This is a genomic window from Pseudomonas sp. B21-015 (genome assembly GCF_024749285.1).
Classification (GTDB): Bacteria; Pseudomonadota; Gammaproteobacteria; order Pseudomonadales; family Pseudomonadaceae; genus Aquipseudomonas.
On sequence record NZ_CP087196.1, the window covers coordinates 683,161 to 703,724 of the forward strand.

General features: G+C 59.5%; 20 protein-coding genes. 14 read left to right on the forward strand and 6 right to left on the reverse strand.

Features of this window, described 5'->3' with window-relative positions:
• Positions 1-226: 226 nt before the first annotated feature.
• The 8 genes from LOY38_RS03050 to trpE all read left to right on the forward strand — a co-directional run bounded on the left by LOY38_RS03050 (position 227) and on the right by trpE (position 9,155).
• Positions 227-1,351, forward strand: a complete 1,125-nt coding sequence (locus LOY38_RS03050) for an ABC transporter ATP-binding protein (RefSeq protein ID WP_258698805.1) — start codon at positions 227-229, stop codon at positions 1,349-1,351.
• 46 nt (positions 1,352-1,397) lie between these two features.
• Positions 1,398-2,441, forward strand: coding sequence for an ABC transporter substrate-binding protein (locus LOY38_RS03055; protein ID WP_258698806.1), 1,044 nt, complete (start codon positions 1,398-1,400; stop codon positions 2,439-2,441).
• Positions 2,442-2,580: 139 nt separating this feature from the next.
• Positions 2,581-3,828, forward strand: coding sequence for an ABC transporter permease (locus LOY38_RS03060; RefSeq protein ID WP_258698807.1), 1,248 nt, complete (start codon positions 2,581-2,583; stop codon positions 3,826-3,828).
• A gap of 12 nt (positions 3,829-3,840) precedes the next feature.
• The gene (locus LOY38_RS03065; RefSeq protein WP_258698808.1) at positions 3,841-4,665 is read left to right on the forward strand and encodes an ABC transporter permease; all 825 of its coding nucleotides are present in this window, start codon (positions 3,841-3,843) and stop codon (positions 4,663-4,665) included.
• 220 nt (positions 4,666-4,885) lie between these two features.
• Positions 4,886-6,034 carry an iron-containing alcohol dehydrogenase gene (locus LOY38_RS03070; protein WP_258698809.1) on the forward strand — a complete coding sequence of 383 codons (1,149 nt, stop codon included), beginning with the start codon at positions 4,886-4,888 and terminating at the stop codon, positions 6,032-6,034.
• A 79-nt stretch (positions 6,035-6,113) separates the two neighbouring features.
• Entirely contained in the window at positions 6,114-6,788 is a 675-nt protein-coding gene (gene rpe / locus LOY38_RS03075) for a ribulose-phosphate 3-epimerase (RefSeq protein WP_007941649.1), read from the forward strand.
• A complete protein-coding gene (locus tag LOY38_RS03080) occupies positions 6,785-7,603 on the forward strand; it encodes a phosphoglycolate phosphatase (protein ID WP_258698810.1) in 819 nt (272 codons plus the stop codon). The genes rpe and LOY38_RS03080 overlap by 4 nt, the downstream gene beginning before the upstream one ends.
• A 70-nt stretch (positions 7,604-7,673) precedes the next feature.
• Complete coding sequence (gene trpE, locus LOY38_RS03085; protein ID WP_258698811.1) at positions 7,674-9,155, forward strand: anthranilate synthase component I; 1,482 nt, start codon at positions 7,674-7,676, stop codon at positions 9,153-9,155.
• 183 nt (positions 9,156-9,338) lie between these two features.
• On the opposite strand, the gene estP is transcribed toward trpE, so the two are convergent.
• Positions 9,339-11,246 (reverse strand): esterase EstP, encoded by a 1,908-nt coding sequence (gene estP, locus LOY38_RS03090; protein ID WP_258698812.1) that lies wholly within the window; start codon positions 11,244-11,246, stop codon positions 9,339-9,341.
• Positions 11,247-11,655: 409 nt separating this feature from the next.
• Here estP and LOY38_RS03095 point away from each other — a divergent pair, with 409 nt between their 5' ends.
• From LOY38_RS03095 to LOY38_RS03110, 4 genes are all read left to right on the forward strand, one after another.
• Entirely contained in the window at positions 11,656-12,249 is a 594-nt protein-coding gene (locus LOY38_RS03095) for an aminodeoxychorismate/anthranilate synthase component II (RefSeq protein WP_008067458.1), read from the forward strand.
• 9 nt (positions 12,250-12,258) lie between these two features.
• Positions 12,259-13,308 carry an anthranilate phosphoribosyltransferase gene (gene trpD, locus LOY38_RS03100; RefSeq protein WP_258698813.1) on the forward strand — a complete coding sequence of 350 codons (1,050 nt, stop codon included), beginning with the start codon at positions 12,259-12,261 and terminating at the stop codon, positions 13,306-13,308.
• Positions 13,305-14,141: an indole-3-glycerol phosphate synthase TrpC gene (gene trpC, locus LOY38_RS03105; RefSeq protein WP_258698814.1), complete on the forward strand. Its 837-nt coding sequence runs from the start codon at positions 13,305-13,307 to the stop codon at positions 14,139-14,141. Before trpD ends, trpC begins: the two co-directional genes overlap by 4 nt.
• A gap of 145 nt (positions 14,142-14,286) precedes the next feature.
• Positions 14,287-14,985 carry a lipoyl protein ligase domain-containing protein gene (locus LOY38_RS03110; RefSeq protein WP_258698815.1) on the forward strand — a complete coding sequence of 233 codons (699 nt, stop codon included), beginning with the start codon at positions 14,287-14,289 and terminating at the stop codon, positions 14,983-14,985.
• Between the two features lie 48 nt (positions 14,986-15,033).
• Here LOY38_RS03110 and crp read toward each other — a convergent pair whose 3' ends face one another.
• On the reverse strand, positions 15,034-15,678 hold the full coding sequence (gene crp, locus LOY38_RS03115; protein ID WP_258698816.1) for a cAMP-activated global transcriptional regulator CRP: 645 nt from the start codon (positions 15,676-15,678) through the stop codon (positions 15,034-15,036).
• Positions 15,679-15,899: 221 nt separating this feature from the next.
• Between crp and LOY38_RS03120 the strand changes: the two genes are divergently transcribed.
• Together LOY38_RS03120 and speD are read left to right on the forward strand one after the other, a co-directional pair.
• The gene (locus LOY38_RS03120) at positions 15,900-16,322 is read left to right on the forward strand and encodes an OsmC family protein (protein WP_007941657.1); all 423 of its coding nucleotides are present in this window, start codon (positions 15,900-15,902) and stop codon (positions 16,320-16,322) included.
• Between the two features lie 237 nt (positions 16,323-16,559).
• Entirely contained in the window at positions 16,560-17,354 is a 795-nt protein-coding gene (gene speD, locus LOY38_RS03125; RefSeq protein WP_258698817.1) for an adenosylmethionine decarboxylase, read from the forward strand.
• A gap of 104 nt (positions 17,355-17,458) precedes the next feature.
• Here speD and coq7 read toward each other — a convergent pair whose 3' ends face one another.
• From coq7 to LOY38_RS03145, 4 genes are all read right to left on the reverse strand, one after another.
• Entirely contained in the window at positions 17,459-18,106 is a 648-nt protein-coding gene (gene coq7 / locus LOY38_RS03130; protein ID WP_258698818.1) for a 2-polyprenyl-3-methyl-6-methoxy-1,4-benzoquinone monooxygenase, read from the reverse strand.
• Positions 18,107-18,308: 202 nt separating this feature from the next.
• Complete coding sequence (locus LOY38_RS03135; protein ID WP_007906873.1) at positions 18,309-18,647, reverse strand: histidine triad nucleotide-binding protein; 339 nt, start codon at positions 18,645-18,647, stop codon at positions 18,309-18,311.
• A 79-nt stretch (positions 18,648-18,726) separates the two neighbouring features.
• The gene (locus tag LOY38_RS03140; RefSeq protein ID WP_258698819.1) at positions 18,727-19,515 is read right to left on the reverse strand and encodes an SDR family oxidoreductase; all 789 of its coding nucleotides are present in this window, start codon (positions 19,513-19,515) and stop codon (positions 18,727-18,729) included.
• Between the two features lie 62 nt (positions 19,516-19,577).
• Entirely contained in the window at positions 19,578-20,534 is a 957-nt protein-coding gene (locus LOY38_RS03145; protein WP_258698820.1) for a DUF805 domain-containing protein, read from the reverse strand.
• Between the last annotated feature and the right edge of the window lie 30 nt (positions 20,535-20,564).

Consider the following 20,564-nt stretch of genomic DNA (forward strand, 5'->3'; position numbering starts at 1 on the left):
GATAACGACAAGCGCTACTGAACACTTTTACCGGTTATTGCGGCTTGCAGCTCACCGCCTGTCGCCATCACGAATCGACATATCCATCCCCGCCATCCTTGTAGGGCAATCCCTACCCCCATTCTTCCATCCGGCTGAGGCGATTCTCTCCTGCGCCCCGATTTGCGCGGCTCCCAGCGTCCACTAGGCTTAGTCCACAGCAGTCATCAATAACAAAGGTGTGGGTATGAGCCAGGTTGATTCAAGCGCAGGGGCCAGCGACATTCTGGTCAGCTTTCGTGGAGTGCAAAAGAGCTACGACGGCGAGAACCTGATCGTCAAAGACCTCAACCTGGAAATTCGCAAAGGCGAATTCCTCACCTTGCTCGGGCCATCCGGCTCCGGCAAGACCACCAGTCTGATGATGCTCGCCGGTTTTGAAACGCCAACCGCCGGGGAGATTCAACTGGCCGGGCGTTCCATCAACAACGTGCCGCCGCATAAACGCGATATCGGCATGGTGTTCCAGAACTATGCGTTGTTTCCGCACATGACTGTGGCCGAGAACCTGGCGTTCCCGCTGACCGTACGCGGCTTGAACAAAAGCGACGTCAGTGACCGGGTCAAACGTGTGCTGAGCATGGTTCAGCTCGACGCCTTCGCCCAGCGCTATCCGGCGCAACTGTCCGGCGGTCAGCAGCAGCGTGTGGCCCTGGCTCGCGCCCTGGTGTTCGAACCGCAATTGGTGCTGATGGACGAACCCCTCGGCGCACTGGACAAACAACTGCGCGAACACATGCAGATGGAAATCAAGCACCTGCACCAGCGCCTCGGCGTGACCGTGGTCTACGTGACCCACGACCAGGGCGAAGCCCTGACCATGTCCGACCGCGTCGCCGTGTTCCACCAGGGCGAGATTCAGCAAATTGCACCGCCGCGCACGCTCTACGAAGAGCCGAAAAATACCTTCGTTGCCAACTTCATCGGCGAGAACAACCGCCTCAACGGTCGCTTGCACAGCCATACCGGCGACCGCTGCGTGGTCGAGCTCGGTCGCGGTGAAAAGGTCGAGGCGCTGGCGGTCAACGTCGGCAAGACCGGCGAACCCGTCACGCTGTCGATTCGTCCGGAGCGCGTGAGCCTTAATGGCTCGAGCGAGTCCTGTGTCAACCGCTTCTCAGGGAGGGTGGCGGAATTCATCTATCTGGGCGACCACGTCCGGGTTCGCCTGGAAGTCTGCGGCAAGACCGACTTCTTCGTGAAACAACCGATTGCCGAGCTCGATCCCGCGCTGGCTGTCGGCGACGTGGTACCGCTTGGCTGGCAGGTCGAACACGTTCGCGCGCTCGACCCACTTCTAGAGGCGCACTGATCGCCCCCGCTTCACCAACACTAACCCTGCAGTTGGAGAACAATAAATGTTGAGATCCCTGAAATTCACCGCCCTGGTCGTGGGCATGATGGGTGCGGCGCACGCGATGGCGGCGGGTCCGGACCTGACTGTGGTTTCCTTTGGCGGGGCGAACAAGGCGGCGCAGGTCAAAGCCTTCTACGCACCGTGGGAAGCGGCTGGCCACGGCAAAATCGTCGCTGGCGAATACAACGGCGAGATGGCCAAGGTCAAAGCCATGGTCGATACCAAGAGCGTGTCCTGGGACCTGGTGGAAGTTGAATCGCCAGAACTGTCCCGTGGTTGCGACGAAGACATGTTCGAGCAGCTGGATCCGAAGCTGTTCGGCAAGTCCGAAGACTACGTCAAAGGTGCTATCCAGCCTTGCGGCGTAGGCTTCTTCGTGTGGTCGACAGTGTTGGCCTACAACGCCGACAAGCTGGCATCCGCACCGACCAGTTGGGTCGACTTCTGGGACACCAAGAAATTCCCGGGCAAGCGCGGCCTGCGTAAAGGCGCCAAGTACACCCTGGAATTCGCCTTGATGGCCGATGGTGTGGCGCCCAAAGACGTCTACAAAGTGCTGGCCGGCAAGGACGGTCAGGATCGTGCGTTCAAGAAACTCGATGAGCTCAAACCAAACATTCAGTGGTGGGAAGCCGGCGCACAACCGCCGCAATACCTCGCCTCCGGTGACGTGGTCATGAGCTCGGCCTACAACGGCCGGATCGCGGCGGTACAGAAAGAAAGCAACCTGAAAGTGGTGTGGAACGGCGGCATCTACGACTTCGACGCGTGGGCGATTCCAAAAGGTCTGGATAAGACCCGTGCCGAAGCGGCGAAAAAATTCATCGCGTTCTCGGTGCAACCGCAGCAACAGAAGACCTACTCGGAAAACATCGCCTACGGCCCGGCCAACATCCAAGCCGTGCCGTTGCTGGCCAAGGATGTCCTGAAAGACATGCCGACCACCCCGGAAAACATCGCCAACCAGGTGCAGATCGACGTCAGCTTCTGGGCTGACAACGGCGAGCAACTGGAGCAGCGCTTCAATTCCTGGGCTGCGAAGTAACCACAACTAATGTGGGAGCGGGCTTGCCCGCGATGGCGTCATCACATTCAGCATTCATGTTGACTGATACATCGTCATCGCGGGCAAGCTCGCCCCCACAGGTTGTTCGAATTAGAAAGATCGATTTTCGGAGTACGCCATGGCTATCGCCGTTCCCGTGAACGCGGGCACCGACCCCACCTTGAAGCAGCGGCTCAAGCACGCCGAGCGTGTCAACCGCTGGAAAGCACAAGCCTTGATCGCGCCGTTGGTGCTGTTTCTGTTGCTGGTGTTCCTGGTGCCGATCGTGGCGCTGCTCTTCAAAAGCGTCGGCAACCCGGAAGTGGTCGGCGTCATGCCGCGCACCGTGGCGGCCATCGCCAGCTGGGATGGCCGCGGCCTGCCCGCTGAGCCAGTCTATAAGGCAGCCAGCGAAGACCTTGCCGAAGCCCGCAAGAATCAGACCTTGGGCGACTTGTCCAAGCGCTTGAACATGGAGTTGGCCGGCTACCGCAGCCTGTTGACCAAAACCGCACGCGCCTTGCCGTTCGCCACGGAGCCGGCCTCTTATAAAGCTGCGCTTGAAGGGCTCGACGAGCGCTGGGGCGATCCGGCCTATTGGCAGGTCGTGCGTCGCAACACCAGTGGCGTGACGCCTTATTACCTGCTGGCCGCCGTCGACCACCGTATCGACGACCTCGGCGAACTGGCCCGGGCCACTCCCGATCAGGCGATCTACCTCGATATCTTTGCCCGGACCTTCTGGATGGGCCTGATCATTACCATGATCTGCCTGGTGCTGGCCTACCCGTTGGCCTACCTGCTGGCGAACCTGCCATCGCGGCAAAGCAACCTGTTGATGATTCTGGTGCTGTTGCCATTCTGGACCTCGATTCTGGTGCGGGTCGCGGCGTGGATCGTGCTACTGCAATCGGGTGGCCTCATCAACAGTGGTCTGATGGCCATGGGTGTCATCGATAAGCCGCTGGAGCTGGTATTCAACCGCACCGGGGTTTATATCTCGATGGTGCACATCCTGCTGCCATTCATGATTCTGCCGATCTACAGCGTGATGAAAGGCATTTCGCCGACCTACATGCGAGCAGCGATTTCCCTCGGCTGCCACCCGTTCGCCAGTTTCTGGCGGGTGTACTTCCCGCAAACCTATGCCGGTGTCGGCGCCGGTTGCCTGTTGGTGTTCATCCTCGCCATCGGCTACTACATCACCCCGGCGTTGCTGGGCAGCCCGAACGATCAGATGGTCAGCTATTTCGTCGCCTTCTACACCAACACCAGCATCAACTGGGGCATGGCGACCGCACTCGGTGGGCTGTTGCTGCTGGCGACCGTGGTGCTTTATCTGATTTACAGCTGGCTGGTGGGCGCCAGTCGCCTGCGCCTGAGCTAAGGGGAGAGTGAAATGCTGAGTCCTTATATGTCGCCCATCGAACGGGTGTGGTTCTACAGCTTGCGGATTCTCTGCGGCTTGATTTTGTTGTTCCTGATCCTGCCGGTGCTGGTGATCATTCCGTTGTCGTTCAACTCGGGGAGTTTTCTGGTCTATCCGCTGCAAGGCTTCTCGCTGCACTGGTACCAGGACTTCTTTGCTTCGGCCGAATGGATGCGTTCGTTGAAGAACAGCATGATCGTCGCCCCGGCAGCGACGGTACTGGCGATGATCTTCGGTACGCTGGCGGCCATCGGCCTGACCCGGGGGGACTTCCCGGGCAAGGCGCTGGTGATGGCGCTGGTGATTTCGCCGATGGTGGTGCCGGTGGTGATCATTGGTGTGGCCAGTTACCTGACCTTCGCTCCACTGGGGTTCGGCAACAGCTATATCTCGTTGATCGTTGTGCACGCCGTGCTGGGCGTGCCGTTCGTGATCATCACGGTATCGGCGACCTTGCAGGGGTTTAACCAGAATCTGGTGCGAGCCGCTGCAAGCCTGGGCGCTTCGCCACTGACGACGTTCCGTCGGGTGACTTTGCCGTTGATTGCGCCGGGCGTGATCTCTGGTGCGCTGTTTGCCTTCGCCACCTCGTTTGATGAAGTGGTGGTGACGCTGTTCCTCGCCGGCCCCGAACAAGCGACCTTGCCTCGGCAGATGTTCAGCGGCATCCGCGAAAACCTCAGCCCGACGATCGCCGCTGCCGCGACGTTGCTGATCGCATTCTCGGTGATCCTGTTGCTGACGCTGGAATGGCTGCGTGGGCGCAGCGAAAAACTGCGCACTGCGCAGGTCTGAAGCCATAGGCGGTGAAAATGTGGGAGCGGGCTTGCCCGCGATGACGGTGCATCAGTCAGCACTGATGTTGGATGTCATGACGCCATCGCGGGCAAGCCCGCTCCCACAGGGATTTAGGGTGATTTCGGAATCTGCGGTGATTCATGATTTGAATAACAGACAAACCCCAATCCCCAGCTACTATTGTGCCCAGCTCCCCTATCTATAAGAGGCTGCGCACATGAGTCTTTCCTCTTTCAAAATCGCTCACAAACTGATCACTGGTGCAGGGGCCATCGAGCAACTGGCGGCTGAGCTCACGCGTCTGGACATCGACAACCCACTGATCGTCACCGACGCCGCACTGGTCAAGTCGGGCACGGTAGAGTTGGCGCTGGCGCAGTTGGGTGAGCGCAGTTACGAGATTTTCGACCGGGTGCTGCCGGACCCGGAAATCGCCATCGTCGAAGATTGCATGCGGGTTTACCGCGAAGGCGGGCATGACGGGCTGATCGGCCTCGGTGGCGGCAGTGCCATCGACATCGCCAAGAGTGTTGCGGCCTACGCCGGTTACCACGGCGCACTGGAGGATTTGTTCGGCGTCGATCAGGTGCCGCGCAAAGGCCCGCCGCTGATCGCCATTCCGACCACTGCCGGCACCGGTTCGGAAGTGACCAATGTGGCGATTCTTTCCGACAGGGTCGCGCAGCTGAAGAAGGGCATTATCAGCGATTACCTGTTGCCGGACGTGGCGCTGGTCAGCCCGCAAATGACCCTGACCTGCCCGCGCAGTGTCACCGCCGCCAGTGGCGTCGATGCGCTGGTGCATGCCATCGAGTCCTACCTGTCGCTCAGTGCCTCGCCCATCACCGATGCCCTGGCCATTGGCGCGATCAAGCTGATTACCAAGGCGCTGCCCAAGGCCTACGCCAATCCTTCCCATCTGCAAGCCCGCGAAGACATGGCCACCGCCAGCCTGATGGCCGGCATGGCGTTCGGCAATGCCGGGGTTGGCGCGGTGCATGCGTTGGCGTATCCCCTGGGTGGGCGTTTCAACATTGCCCATGGCGTCAGCAATGCCTTGTTGCTGCCGTATGTCATGACCTGGAACAAGATGGCCTGCGTTGAACGCATGCAGGATATTGCCGAGGCCATGGGGGTGAAGACCGCTCATCTGAGCGCCAACGAAGCGGCGGACAAAGCCGTGGAGGCGATGACCGAGCTGTGTGCGGTGGTGGAAATCCCGCTGGGGTTGCGCAGTTTCGGAGTGCCCGAGGACGCGATCCCGGCCATGGCCGTGGAAGCCGCCGGCATCGAACGGCTGATGCGCAACAATCCGCGCAAATTGACGGCCGTCGATATCGAGAAGATCTACCGAGCGGCCTACTGATCATCGCAGCACGGTGCGCGCGTCAAAGCATGAGGTATACAATGCGCGCCATCGTGATTCTGCTCAAAAAAGGTGCGTCATGCAGCCCTTCGTTATTGCTCCGTCGATTCTCTCCGCCGATTTCGCCCGCCTGGGTGAGGAAGTGGACAACGTCCTGGCCGCCGGCGCCGACTTCGTGCACTTCGATGTCATGGACAACCACTACGTGCCCAACCTGACCATCGGCCCGATGGTGTGCTCCGCGCTGCGCAAGTACGGCGTGACTGCGCCGATCGACGCGCACCTGATGGTCAGCCCGGTGGATCGCATCGTCGGTGACTTCATCGAGGCCGGCGCGACCTACATCACCTTCCACCCGGAAGCCACGCTGCACGTCGACCGTTCCCTGCAACTGATCCGCGAAGGCGGCTGCAAGGCCGGTCTGGTGTTCAACCCGGCGACCCCGCTGGACGTGCTCAAGTACGTGATGGACAAGGTCGACATGATCCTGCTGATGAGCGTCAACCCGGGCTTCGGCGGGCAGAAGTTCATTCCCGCCACCCTCGACAAGCTGCGTGAAGCGCGGGCATTGATCGATGCCTCCGGTCGTGACATCCGCCTGGAAATCGACGGTGGCGTGAACGTGAACAACATTCGTGAAATCGCGGCTGCCGGCGCTGACACCTTCGTGGCCGGTTCGGCGATCTTCAATGCGCCGAACTATCAGGAAGTGATTGAAAAAATGCGCTCCGAACTGGCGCTGGCTCGCCCATGAGCGGTTTTGAGCAGCTGTTCCCGGGGCGTCTGCCGCGGCTGGTGATGTTCGATCTGGATGGCACGCTGGTCGATTCGGTCCCCGACCTCGCGGCGGCTGTGGATAACATGCTGCTCAAACTCGGGCGCCAACCTGCCGGCATCGAATCGGTGCGTGAGTGGGTGGGCAACGGCGTGCAGATGCTGGTGCGCCGGGCCTTGGCCAATCACATCGATGCCGAGGGTGTCGATGAGGTCGAGGCCGAACATGCCCTGGAGTTGTTCAACGGCTTTTATGAGGACGGTCACGAGCTGACCGTGGTTTACCCCGGCGTGCGCGATACCCTGAAATGGCTGCACAAGCAGGGTGTCGAGATGGCGCTGATCACCAACAAACCGGAGCGCTTCGTCGCGCCGCTGCTGGATCAGATGAAGATCGGTCGTTATTTCCGCCTGATCATCGGCGGTGACACCCTGCCGCAGAAAAAACCGGACCCGGCCGCGCTGTTTTTCGTGATGAAAATGACCAACATTCCGGCGTCGCAATCGTTGTTCGTCGGCGACTCGCGCAGCGATGTGCTGGCGGCGAAAGCGGCGGGGGTCAAATGCGTGGCCCTCAGTTATGGCTATAACCACGGCCGGCCGATTGCCGAAGAGTCGCCGACGCTGGTCATCGATGATCTACGCAAACTAATTCCCGGTTGCCTGGATCCGGCCGCTGGGATAACGTTGCCCGACGCTGTTCAATCCCCTCCTGGAAACGCCATCGTGGTGGTCACTCGCAAACTCTGGATGAAAGTCATCAAGGCCCTGGCCCGCTGGCGTTGGCGCGCCTGACTTGTTCCTGGCCGGCGTACCGGCGCGTTTGCATACCTGACCGTTAGACCCTCAAGCCACGAGGCACCTCATGATCCGCGAAGAATTCCTGCGTTTGGCCGCTGCCGGCTACAACCGCATACCGCTTGCCTGCGAAACCCTGGCCGACTTCGACACGCCACTGTCGATCTACCTGAAACTGGCCGACGAGCCCAACTCCTATCTGCTGGAATCGGTGCAGGGCGGCGAGAAGTGGGGCCGTTATTCGATCATCGGCCTGCCGTGCCGCACTGTGCTGCGGGTTCATGATCACCACGTCAGCGTGACCCACGACGGCGTCGAGATCGAAAGTCACGATGTTGAAGACCCGCTGGCCTTCGTCGAAGCCTTCAAGGCGCGCTATAACGTGCCGACCATCGCCGGTCTGCCACGCTTCAATGGCGGTCTGGTGGGTTACTTCGGTTATGACTGCGTACGTTATGTGGAGAAGCGTCTGGGCAAATGCCCGAACCCGGATCCGCTGGGCGTGCCGGACATTCTGCTGATGGTCTCCGACGCGGTAGTGGTGTTCGACAACCTCGCCGGCAAGATGCACGCGATTGTCCTGGCCGATCCGTCGCAGGAAGACGCCTTCGAGCAAGGGCAAGCGCGTCTGCAAGCGCTGCTGGAACAACTCCGTCAGCCGATCACCCCACGCCGTGGCCTGGACTTCAGCAAGCAGCAATCGGCTGATCCGGTGTTCCGTTCGAGTTTCACCCAGAGCGATTACGAAAAAGCCGTCGACACCATCAAGGAATACATCCTGGCCGGTGACTGCATGCAGGTTGTGCCGTCGCAGCGCATGTCGATCGACTTCAAGGCTGCGCCTATCGACCTGTACCGGGCGCTGCGCTGCTTCAACCCGACGCCTTACATGTACTTCTTCAATTTCGGCGACTTCCATGTCGTCGGCAGTTCGCCGGAAGTGCTGGTGCGGGTCGAAGACAACCTGATCACCGTGCGCCCGATTGCCGGCACCCGTCCTCGGGGCGCCAACGAAGAGGCTGACCTGGCGCTGGAAAAAGACCTGCTGTCGGACGACAAGGAAATCGCCGAGCACTTGATGCTGATCGATCTGGGCCGCAACGATACGGGGCGTGTCTCGGAAATCGGTTCGGTGAAACTCACCGAGAAGATGGTCATCGAGCGTTATTCCAACGTGATGCACATCGTGTCCAACGTCACCGGCCAATTGAAGGCCGGGCTGACAGCGATGGACGCACTGCGGGCGATCCTGCCGGCCGGCACCTTGTCTGGCGCGCCGAAGATTCGCGCGATGGAGATCATCGACGAGCTGGAACCGGTCAAGCGTGGCGTCTACGGCGGCGCGGTCGGTTACTTCGCCTGGAACGGCAACATGGACACCGCGATTGCGATCCGTACCGCGGTGATCAAGAACGGCGAACTGCACGTACAGGCCGGTGGCGGCATCGTCGCCGACTCGGTGCCGGCACTGGAATGGGAAGAAACCCTGAACAAGCGTCGCGCCATGTTCCGCGCCGTGGCCCTGGCCGAGCAGACGCCGGACCAGTGATCCATAAAAAAACGCGGCGCCTGTGAGGGCGCCGCGTTTTTTTGTGCCTGCCATTTCCCCCGTAGGAGCTGCCGAAGGCTGCGATCTTTTGATCTTGTACCTCGGTCGCTCCCAATGCCGCCAAAAGATCGCAGGCTGCGCCAGCTCCTACACGAGCCGATGCGTCCTTTGGCGTGTGAAGGGTCAGAAGTCCAGCGTTACCCCAGCGTTGATGCCCTGCTGGGTAAAGTCATCATCCTTGCGCAAGGTATAGCCGCCACGCAGCGCCAGGTCGGCAGTCAATTTGTGGCTGACCCCCAGGCTTAAGCGGTTGAGATGGCTTTGCGGCGTGTAGCCCTGGAGATTGAAGTCCAGGGACGGCAGGCTGTTGAGGGCGATGTTGACCTTCTGAGCGTCATCTTCGTACTCGCGCTCATGGGCATATTCGCCAAACACCTGGGTCTGACGGGTGAAGTTGTATTTGCCTTGCAAACCGATGCCCAGACGTTTCGAGTCTCGGGTCTGATCATCAAAGGTCAGCGCGGTGGAGCGGTTGCTGTTCTCCGAGTAACCGTCGACTTCCACCTTTGCGTAATCGGCGCTGATGAACGGTGACAGGTGCCATTCGCTGCCTGGTTGGGCAATGTCGTAGCCAAGGCGAGTGCTGAAGGCCCAGAGATGGCCGTCGGTATCACCTTTTTCCGCCCCTTCGCTGACACCCAGGTCGAATTTGCGCTTGAGGTTGTCGTAATCCAGCTTGCCACCGGTCAATGCGGCATCGGCCCACCAGCGATTTTGCTGGAACTGGGCGAAGGCGGTCGCCAGGTAGCTGTTGAGTTTGTAGTCCGAATCGTTGTTGCCCGCTTCGAGGTTCTGACGATAGAAGCCGGCTGCCACGCCGACGCGCCAGGCTTCATTCAGGCGATAGCTGCCACCGATATTCAGGTTGTAGCCGCTGCCATCGGCACTGGCGCCGCTGCTTTGGCTATCGACATCCAGATGCTGACCGCCGCCGGCGACAATCGCGCGCCATTGGCCGACGGCCTGCCAGTTCTCCCAGTCGGATTGCCACTGGCTACGCAGTTCATCCTGGTGGGCGCGTAAGGTGGCGTGGGCCATTTCCGGCAACAGCGTCAGCTCCCAAGGTGCTGACAGCAAGGAATAGGCGTAATCGGATATCAGTTTTTGCCCGGCTTCAGTGGGGTGGACCGAGTCGTTGTAAATCAGCTTGCTCGGGTCCGGGGTAGCGCTGTTGATGCCATAGACAGCATTTTCCGTACAGCTGTTACCGCTGAAGCAGGTGGCTGTCAGGTTCTGGCCAGCGGCGAGGCCGAAGCGCGTCGGGTCGGCGACTGCTTCCTGCAACAGCAGTGGAATGTTCAGCGGAATGATTTCGGCGTTGATCCCCGCGAGGCGGGTGACCAACTGCTGATTAAAGTCGGTACTCAGCTGTGAGATCGAGGCTTGTAATGAGGTGCCATTGACGGCGGGAGTCAGTCCCAGATCGGGCAGCAGCCAGACCACGATGTATTTGGCGCCGGCGCTTTGCAGAGTCTGCACGCTGTCGGCCAGTCGATTCGCCGCGGCGTTAGCCTGGGTGGTATTGAGCACGAGGCCCTGAAGGAAATCGTTGCCGCCCCCGGAAATGTAATACAGCGCATTTGGATCGGCGCGGAAGTTGTTCGTTGGCAAATAACCTGCCCGAGTACGTTCGCCCGTGGCGGATTCGCTGGTGATCGAGTCCAGAATCTGGTCGGTACGGTAACCGCCGACGGCCCAGTTGTTGCCGTCCGCCAGCCCTTGGTTGGCTCGCGCAGCCGAGGTTGAAGCGGCTGTCTGGTCAGAGGTAAATCCGAATCGTCCACCCAGCAGTTGCGTGGAGTTCAGCGAGCGTAATTCACCACTGCCATCCAGGTAGAGCGGCCCGGTCCGGTTGGTAAAACGCTCTGTCGCGCCGGCAGGGCCACCCGAGTCGGTAAGCTGCCCGGCATCGTTGAGGCTGTCGCCGAAAACAACGAAATTCGAATAAGGATTGGGCGCGGCAATCGCCTGGGCGCAGGCCATGGTGAGCAGGCAGCCGGCAAGCGGTACAAACAATCTCTGTTTGATCATGAGCAAGTCCATTTATTTATTGTTGTGGTAAACGAAACGACAGTACCAAAAACTTTCGGCCTTTTGCCATCCGTCGCGAACCCTTCGATTGTTTCACGAGCTGTCGCCCCGGCCTTATTGCACGCTCTGCCCAGCTAAGTTACTGTGCCCAGACGTATGAATGAGACCTTCCCCGTGTTGATCGTCAGCAAACTCCTGGATCAAGTCATCAAGGCACACGCCCGTTGGCGTTGGCGCGCCTGAATCTTTTCTGCCGGCCTGGCCGGACCTGTACCGCTTTGCCTTCTTTACCTGTATGAAATGCCGCTTTGCTGGCGCCACTCCAGCACCTGACAAAGCGCAGTGCGCTGCGGGTAAATCATTCGAAGGCCGTATTAAAAGTCAGTGAATTCAAGAGGTTCTTAACGCCATGTTGCTGATGATCGATAACTACGACTCTTTTACTTACAACGTTGTGCAATACCTTGGTGAGCTGGGCTCCGAGGTCAAAGTCGTGCGCAACGATGAGCTCACCATTGCCGAAATCGAAGCCCTCAACCCTGAGCGCATCGTCGTGTCTCCCGGTCCTTGCACCCCGACCGAAGCCGGTATATCCATCGAAGCGATCAAGCACTTTGCCGGCAAGCTGCCGATTCTCGGCGTTTGCCTGGGGCACCAGTCCATCGGCCAAGCCTTTGGTGGCGATGTGGTCCGTGCCCGTCAAGTCATGCACGGTAAGACCAGTCCGGTGTTTCACGAGGACAAGGGTGTGTTCGAAGGCCTGAATCGCCCGCTGACGGTCACCCGCTATCACTCGCTGATCGTCAAGCGCGAGACCCTGCCCGATTGCCTGGAGCTGACCGCCTGGACCCAGCTCGAAGACGGCTCGGTGGACGAGATCATGGGGCTGCGCCACAAGACACTGAATATTGAAGGTGTGCAATTCCACCCTGAGTCTATCCTCACCGAGCAGGGCCACGAGCTGTTCGCCAATTTCCTCAAACAAACCGGCGGCACGCGCTAAGGACTTTCCATGGATATCAAGACAGCCCTGAGCCGTATTGTCGGCCACCTCGACCTCAGTACCGATGAGATGCGCGATGTCATGCGCGAAATCATGACCGGGCAATGCACGGATGCGCAGATCGGCGCGTTCATGATGGCCATGCGCATGAAGAGCGAAAGCATCGACGAGATCGTCGGTGCCGTGACGGCGATGCGCGAGTTGGCGGACAAGGTCGAACTCAACACCCTCGATGGCGTGGTCGATGTGGTCGGTACCGGCGGCGACGGGGCGAACATTTTCAACGTCTCCACTGCGTCGTCGTTTGTCGTCGCCGCGGCCGGTTGCACCGTGGCCAAGCACGGTAACCGTGCGGTGTCGGGCAAAAGCGGCAGCGCGGATCTGCTGGAGGCGGCGGGTATCTACTTGAACCTGACCCCGGTCCAGGTGGCGCGCTGCATTGATAACGTCGGCATCGGTTTCATGTTTGCCCAGACCCACCACAGCGCCATGAAGCACGCTGCCGGCCCGCGCCGCGAGCTGGGCCTGCGCACCTTGTTCAACATGCTCGGCCCGCTTACGAATCCGGCCGGTGTGAAACATCAGGTGGTGGGGGTGTTCAGTCAGGCGTTGTGCCGGCCATTGGCCGAGGTCTTGCAGCGCCTGGGCAGTAAGCACGTGCTGGTGGTGCACTCGAAGGATGGCCTGGATGAATTCAGTCTGGCGGCACCGACCTTTGTGGCTGAATTGAAGAATGATCAGATCACCGAGTATTGGGTCGAACCCGAAGACCTGGGGATGAAGAGCCAGAGCCTGCACGGTCTGGCGGTGGAAAGCCCGGCGGCCTCCCTTGAGCTGATTCGCGATGCCCTGGGCAAGCGCAAGACCGAGAGCGGTCAGAAAGCGGCCGAGATGATCGTGCTCAATGCCGGTGCCGCGCTGTACGCCGCCGACCATGCCAGCAGTTTGAAAGAAGGCGTTGCCCTGGCGCACGATGCGCTGCACACAGGCCTCGCTCGGGAAAAGCTTGAGGAATTGGGTGCATTTACCGCGGTATTCAAAGTGGAGAATGAGGGATGAGTATACCGACGGTTCTGGAGAAAATTCTGGCCCGCAAAGTTCAGGAAGTCGCCGAGCGTAGCGCCCGCGTAAGCCTGGCCGAACTGGAAACCTTGGCCAAGGCAGCCGATGCAACCCGGGGGTTCGCCAAGGCAATGATCGCTCAGGCCAAGCTCAAGCAGCCGGCGGTCATTGCTGAAATCAAGAAAGCTTCACCGAGCAAGGGCGTGATTCGCGAGAACTTCATGCCTGCGGACATTGCCAGAAGTTACGAAAAGGGCGGTGCCACTTGCCTGTCGGTGCTCACCGACATCGATTTCTTCCAGGGCGCCGATGTGTATCTGCAACAGGCCCGGGCGGCGTGCAAGCTGCCGGTGATCCGCAAGGATTTCATGATCGATCCGTACCAGATCGTCGAGTCTCGTGCCTTGGGTGCTGACTGCGTGCTGTTGATTGTCTCTGCTCTGGACGACGTGAAAATGGCCGAGCTGGCGGCCGTGGCCAAAAGCGTCGGCCTCGATGTGCTGGTGGAAGTCCACGATGGCGACGAGCTGGAGCGGGCCTTGAAAACCCTCGACACGCCGCTGGTGGGCGTGAACAACCGCAACCTGCACACCTTCGATGTCAGCCTGGAAACCACCCTCGACCTGTTGCCACGTATTCCCCGCGATCGTCTGGTGGTTACCGAAAGCGGCATTCTTAACCGGGCCGATGTCGAGTTGATGGAAATCAGCGATGTGTATGCGTTCCTGGTCGGCGAAGCGTTCATGCGCGCCGAAAGCCCGGGTTCCGAACTGCAGCGCTTGTTCTTTCCCGAGCGGGGCACTCCAGTGAGCGGTTCTACGCTCGACTGATTACACGCAGACCGAGTCGACCCCATCGCGAGCAGGCTCGCTCCCACAAGAGATCTACTAACATCAGAGATCCAATGTGGGAGCGAGCCTGCTCGCGATGGCGGCATAAGTAGCGCCACGGACTTCATGCCCAACGGAATACCTTATGACCTCACCAACCCTACTGACCATCGAAGCCGGCCTGCTCGCCGAACAGGACCTGTTGGCCCATGTGTGCGCCGGTGAGTCGGAGTTCGGCCTGCTGTTCTGGCAACCCACTGACCGCGCGCTGGTCATGCCCCGGCGCTTGAATCGTCTGCCACAGTTCGACGCCGCATGCGAAATATCCGCGGCCGCCGGTTGGCCGGTACTGCTGCGCGAAACCGGCGGTGAGCCGGTGCCGCAATCGGCGTCCACCCTCAACATCGCTCTGGTCTATGCGCCACCGCGCAGCGAAGGTGACCAGAATCGGATCGAAACCGCCTATCGCCGACTCTGCGACCCGATTTGTCAGCTGCTTGATGAGTTGGGCGGCGTGTCGTCCTTGGGCGAAATTGAGGGCGCGTTCTGCGACGGCCGTTTCAACGTCAACCTCGATGGTCGCAAGATGGTCGGCACGGCTCAACGCTGGCGCCAGAGCAAAGGCGGTCAGCGTCCGGTCGGCCTGGTGCATGGGGCGATGTTGATCGATAACGAACGAGACTCGATGGTCGCGGCAGTCAATCGCTTTAACGAAGCCTGCGGCCTGGACCAGCGGGTTCGCGCTGAAAGCCACATCGCCCTGCACGAAAAGTTTGCCGCTCCTGATGCGCTGGAACGGCTCGATGCGTTGTATCGCCAGTTGGCGGAAATGCTCGGGGCCTAAGTTTCGGAGCTTAAGCTTTCTGAGCTTTTCGAACTTAAGTTTCCGAGCTTAGCGCGTACCGAAGACCACCATGGTCTTGCCTTTGACGTCGACCAGGTTGCGTTCCTCCAGATCCTTGAGCACGCGGCCGACCATCTCACGGGAACAACCGACAATCCGGCCGATTTCCTGACGGGTCACTTTGATCTGCATGCCGTCCGGGTGAGTCATGGCGTCTGGCTGTTTGCACAGCTCCAGCAGGCAGCGCGCAACGCGCCCGGTCACGTCGAAGAACGCCAGGTCGCCGACCTTACGCGTGGTATTGCGCAGTCGTTGTGCGATTTGTCCGCTGAGCACGTAAAGAATGTCCGGATCCTGTTGGGACAGCTCGCGGAATTTCGCGTAGCTGATTTCCGCGACTTCACATTCGACTTTGGCGCGTACCCAGGCGCTGCGCTCCTGTTCCAGTCCGGCTTGCTCAAACAGGCCCAACTCGCCGAAAAAGTCGCCGGAATTGAGGTAGGCAATGATCATTTCACGGCCGTCGTCATCCTCAATCAGGATGGTCACCGAGCCTTTGATGATGAAGAACAGCGTGTCCGAGCGGTCGCCGGCACAGATGATGTTGCTCTTGGCGGCATAGCGACGACGCTGGCAGTGCATCAACAGCTTGTCGAGGTTCTTGATTCTGGGTGTGGGGGTAATAGCAACCATGGTTGTATCCCGAAAAGACTGCACGGTGTGTTTGTTTTTTTGTAGGGGTTGGCGCAGCACTGTGCGCCAGTGAATTGACGCCAGCTTAACAGACGCATTCCTTCAGGATTCGAGAATTTGCCCTACGCCGCAGATGGTTATGTCTTAGGAAGGCGAAGCGCTGCCAATCAAGGGCCCTGTGCTAAGCTGGCGACCCTTTTTTATACAGTGGAGTCTTGGCGATGAAGGCACGCATCCAATGGGCTGGCGAAGCCATGTTCCTCGGTGAATCCGGCAGCGGTCATGTCGTGGTCATGGACGGTCCGCCCGATGCCGGCGGTCGTAATCTGGGCGTTCGGCCGATGGAGATGCTCCTGCTGGGTGTTGGCGGTTGCAGCAATTTCGATGTGGTCAGCATCCTCAAGAAGTCCCGTCAGGCCGTCGAAAGCTGCGAAGCCTTTCTCGAAGCCGAGCGTGCGACCGAAGATCCGAAGGTGTTCACCAAGATCCACATGCATTTCGTGGTCAAGGGCCGTGGGCTGAAAGAAGCTCAGGTCAAGCGCGCCATCGAGCTGTCGGCCGAGAAGTATTGCTCGGCCTCGATCATGCTCGGCGCGGCCGGCGTGGCGATTACCCACGACTACGAGATCATTGAACTCGGTTGAGTCGACATTCAACTATCATAAAAGCGGTGCAGACTCTGGCGATCCATAGCTGACGTCTGCATAATGCGCCACTTTTTTCAGGGCAGTGATCGGTCAACCGACAGGTCGCTTGCCTGAACAGACAACCAAAATCGCCATCGCGAAGAGGTGTTAACCGTCCTACGCAGGTGCGTCGTTCGCATCTGACGGGCATGCTTGATCACGCGGCCAGCCCGCATACATAGAGAGTTTTTAACGGTGAAAAGCAAACTCAAGCTCCACGGGTTCAATAACCTGACAAAGACCTTGAGCTTCAACATCTATGACATCTGCTACGCGGAAACCCCGCAAGACCAACAGGCTTACGTCGAGTACATCAATAAAGAGTACAACGCCAAGCGCCTGACGCAGATCCTCACAGAAGTTGTCGATATCATTGGTGCCAACATCCTGAACATCGCCAGTCAGGACTATGAACCCCAAGGCGCCAGCGTCACGATTCTGATCTCTGAAGAGCCGGTGACCCCGACCGACAGTCAGATCGAAGAGTCTCCGGGCCCGTTGCCCGAAATCATCCTGGCCCACCTCGACAAGAGCCACATCACGGTGCACACCTACCCGGAAATCCATCCGGTGGACGGTATCGCGACGTTCCGTGTGGACATCGACGTGTCGACCTGTGGCGTCATTTCACCGCTCAAGGCGCTCAACTTCCTGATTCACCAGTTCGATTCCGACATCGTGACTGTGGATTACCGCGTGCGCGGCTTCACCCGTGACGTTGAAGGCAAGAAACACTTCATCGACCACGAGATCAACTCGATCCAGAACTACTTGTCCGAAGACACCCGCGACGCGTACCAGATGACCGACGTGAATGTGTACCAGGAAAACCTGTTCCACACCAAAATGCTGTTGAAGAACTTCGAACTGGATAACTACCTGTTCGGCGACGCTACCAACAACCTGTCCTCTGAGCAACGTGCCCAGGTGACTGAGCGTGTGAAACACGAAATGCTTGAAATCTTCTACGCACGTAACATGCCGAGCTAAGATTTTCGGGTACGAAAAAGGCGACTACCTTGCGGCAGTCGCCTTTTTTATTGCGGTCTGTCAGATAGACCGTGTGATGGCCTTCGCGAGCTGACGACGCTGCGTCAGATCCGATAAGTGCTCTTGGTCATGACCTTGGCCAACAGGCTCATCCCGAACTTCACCGGTGTCGGGAAGCGGAACCCCCCAGCATCGAGCGCGCTTTCAGCGTGGTGTTCTTCATCGATGCGCATTTGCTCAAGGATCGCACGGGACTTTTCGTCCTCGGCGGGCAGTTGCTCAAGGTGTTCGTTCAGGTGTTTGCAGACCTGATGCTCGGTGGCGGCAACGAAGCCCAGGCTGACTTTATCGCTGATCAACCCGGCCACCGCGCCAATCCCGAATGACATTCCATAGAACAGCGGATTGAGGATGCTGGTGTGGCTGCCCAACTGGTGAATGCGTTGTTCGCACCAGACCAGGTGATCGATTTCTTCTTCGGCGGCATGTTCCATGGCGGCGCGCACTTGCGGCAGCCTGGCGGTCAGGGCCTGACCTTGATACAGCGCCTGGGCGCAGACTTCGCCGGTATGGTTGATGCGCATCAAACCGGCGACGTGCCGGGTGTCCTCGTCGCTCATTTGCGCATCCGGCTGCACGATGGCAGGCGACGGACGGTAGGGCTGACCGCTGAAGGGCAGCAAAGTACGCATCGCGGCATCGGCTTGCAGCAGAAGACGGTCAATTGGCGAGTAGTGACGTTGGGTAGTCATGCTGACCTCCGGGAAGAATCTCGGCGGCCAGTTTAACCCAATCGGCGGGGGGAGGGTTTTCGCTGGATCATCTGTAGCGAGGGAGCTTGCTCCCGCTCGACCGCGAAGCGGTCGTAAATTCAGCCCATCGGTCGGGCTGAAAAATACGACTCATGGATTGGGGCTGCTGCACAGCCCAGCGGGAGCAAGTTCCCTCGCCACATCAGCCCGGCGGCCAGTGCATCTGGCGCTGCCCCAGCACGTGCATATGAATGTGATAAACGGTCTGCCCGCCCAATTCATTGCAGTTCATGACCACCCGGAAACCTTCTTCACAGCCCAATTCCAGAGCCAGGCGCTGCGCGGTGAACAGAATATGCCCGGCCAGTGCCTTATCGTCCTCGGTGAGGTCGTTCAGGGTGCGAACCGGTTTCTTCGGGACCACCAGGAAGTGCACGGGGGCCTGTGGCGCGATGTCGTGGAAGGCCAGTACCTGGTCGTCCTCGTAAATGATCTTCGCCGGGATTTCCCGGTTGATGATCTTGGTGAACAGAGTATCCACAGCTGTTTTCTCCGTTGTTTGGCTGGCTTGAGTGTACGCATGGGCCCTGCCTGAGCCCAGTTTTTTACCTAGAGGGCGGTCAGCGCGGGCAGTACGCCTTGTTGACCATGCCCGCGATTGTCCGGGTCAGCCAGCGCGAGCCGAGCCGCGGCAGGAAGGCGAACCAGCGATTCAGGCGGCCGGGAATGATAATGGCGCGATTTTTCTCCAGGGCCCGTACGGTATAGAGCGCGACTTCTTCTGGACTCATTAGCCGTTTGCTCTCGCCCAGTTTGTCGGCGTCCAGTTGCGCGGTGCGGAAAAACGCTGTGCGTGTCGGACCAGGGCAGAGCACCGACACCTTGACCGCGCATTTTTTCAGTTCAACACGCAAACCTTCGGAAAAATGCAGCACATAAGCCTTGCTGGCGTAGTAAGTGCTCATCCAGGGGCCGGGATGGAACGCCGCGACCGAGGCGACGTTCAGAATCTGCCCACCGCCCTGCAAGGCCATGCTGTTACCAATGGCATGGCACAAGCGAGTGAGGGCCAGGATATTCACTTCGATCAAGTCCTGCTCGGTCATCCAGTCCTGGGCCAGGAATGGGCCGCAGGTGCCGATGCCGGCACAGTTGACCAGCAAATCGATCTGTCGGTCGCCTTCCTCCAGTTCCAGCAGAAACCCGGACAGGCGCAACGGCTCGCCCAGGTCACAGGCACGAAACAACACTTCCACACCAAAACGTTGAGTCAGTTCAATCGCAATGCTTTCCAGCTGATCACGCTGTCGGGCCACCAGAATCAGGCTGCGGCCGCGCCGGGCCAGCGCTTCGGCCATCGCCAGGCCGATGCCGCTGGAAGCGCCAGTGATCAGAGCGTAACGGGTCATGCAGTTCTCCATCGCAACGGCTCCGCGCCGGCGACGCAGGTGTCACGGGCGGGGAGCGCTGTTCATTCTTTCGCAGAGTCTACAGGGGGCTTGGCTGCTTCGGCTGCATCATCGGTTGAATCCGCTGCCGAGTCGACCTCGACGGGCACAGCTTCGACTCCATCGGTGGTCACGGAGCTGCTTTGGTAGGCGCTATCAGTGGCGCTTTCATACTCATCCTGAATCGCCGTGAGACCTCCGGTCAGCCCGCCAACGAACATGATCGCGATAAACACCAGCCACAGCGAAGCCAGTACCCTGACCGCGTTGCTGTTGGGCGGTGGTGGTGCGCCATACCGGTTGGCAGTGTTGTTCCCCGGTACGATCATGATGACGAACGGAAAAGCGCTGCCCACGAACGGTACAAGGTTCAGCAGCCAGAGCCAGCCGGACCAACCGATATCGTGCAGGCGTTGCACACTGAACTGGATGCTGATGAACGCAAGTACCACGACCAGGATAACGGCCAGCAGACCCGCGAGAATCAGGCCGGCAGTCGAGTCGGTGCTGATGAGGGCGAAGCCGAAAACGGCGAGCACGGAACCAATGCCCAGTGTCACCAGCGTCAGCGCCATCGTCCAGGCCAGAAAGCGCAGCCGGCCGATGCGGCCATCGAAGCTGAATGCCTTGAGTGCGGCGAACTCCGGCAGTGCTTCGCCGACAGCGGCGCGGGGTGGCGCGTAGGGGGACTCTGGTTCTGCCGATAGGGGGCTGGCATGAACGTCGGCCAGGTTCAGCTCGATCGAGGGTTCGGTTTCGATTCGTGCATCGATGCCAGTTTTCGTCAGCGCCTGAAGGTAAGTCTGCGCGTCGGCGTGTGACAGGTCGCGTTTGAGTGCAACCGTGCGGCCGCTGAACAGGCGTTCGATGGCTGCGACATCGCTTTTGAACAGCTCGGCGAGATTGAGCTTCGCGGTGGTGGCGTCAACACCTGGCAGCAGAGCGCCATCGAAGACGATCTTGAAACGGTTTTCGCTCATGGCCGAGGCATCCTTGTCGCGAGAGTTTGT